Annotated in this window: 1 protein-coding gene and 1 pseudogene; both read left to right on the forward strand. The window is 39.6% G+C overall.

Annotated features, from left to right (window positions below; genetic code table 11):
- Positions 1-454: OmpA family protein (locus tag BTV99_RS12435; protein WP_178377964.1), on the forward strand; the 454-nt coding region annotated here is incomplete at its 5' end.
- A gap of 5 nt (positions 455-459) precedes the next feature.
- A pseudogene (locus BTV99_RS12440) lies at positions 460-1,215 on the forward strand (hypothetical protein); the annotation flags it as partial.

Consider the following 1,215-nt stretch of genomic DNA (forward strand, 5'->3'; position numbering starts at 1 on the left):
CGGTGAAGCGGGTCGTTTTGGTCATAACGACTATAGGCTTAGTTCAGAAGGTATAAAAGCGTTAAGTGCATTAGTCCCTGTTGTTTTAAATGCCGCTAATAGTAAAAATGGCGAAAAATGGTTTAAACAAATCGTGATTGAAGGCTTTACCGATACGGACGGCTCATATTTATATAACCTAAATCTAAGCTTGCGGCGTTCAGAATGGGTCATGTGTAGTTTGCTCGACCCAAAATTTAACCCAGAGCTTAATTTAACAGCTGCGCAAGAGAGTCAAATTAAGCAGTTGTTTTTAGCGGGTGGGGTGTCGTTTAATGCGGCAAAAGACAGTAAAGAAGCCTCACGACGTGTCGAGCTACGAATGCAGTTTTATGGCTTAAAAGAGCAAGAAGATATCGAGGATCAACCCACCTTTGATACCGTTTCTGTTGAAAGCTGTCAGTTGCCAAGGTAGATGTGATGAGTATCGCTTATTTAAAACAAAGACTAAACGTGAGCGTCGAGAGGTTCTCTGAACCTGCTCAAGTGCAAAATAAATTTGCTAGACCGCAGAAGCTGATAAAAACGTTAGATATCATTGAGCGTAGGTTTGATGATCTGGAAAATGCTCAGCCTATTGAAGAAAAGATTATCAATTCGATTAAAAACTATCTGACTAAACGCGACTGGAAGAATCTAGCATGGTCACTGAGCAAGAAACTGCCGCATTATGAAGATAAAATTTTATTTACTTTTGTGGGCGGTAAGCTAGTTAAGCAGTTTAACAACATGCAGCCTGAATTGCTTAAGGCCGTTTATTTTCCTTTGCTTTATAGTTATTTTGCGGTAGAGCAAGAGGAGATCAATAAACGTCCTAACAACTGGCTTGATCTCAAAAATATATTAAGTACCAACCGTTCCTCTTTATTTCAAACCACCACACGTCCTAAAAAATGGCTAACGACGTTAACTGATCATCCTGAACTACTATCAGCAGACCCTTCCAAAAAATTCATTCGTAACTTTTTACATAATAGCGATGAGGAAAGAGTAAGTAGTCAGCTAGAAAGCCTAAGTATCGCACCGAATAGTTGGTTTTGGGATAGTTTAGTAAGCTCATCTATCAAGTCTGTTAAAACGATGAGAGAGGACGATTACCTCGAAGCCATCCCTCGCTTTCTGCGTTTATTAGAACAAAACCCAATCTATACCAAAGACATCTTAACAGCGCTACTT

The sequence above is a fragment of the Psychrobacter sp. Rd 27.2 genome, from assembly GCF_001921755.1.
GTDB lineage: Bacteria > Pseudomonadota > Gammaproteobacteria > Pseudomonadales > Moraxellaceae > Psychrobacter > Psychrobacter celer.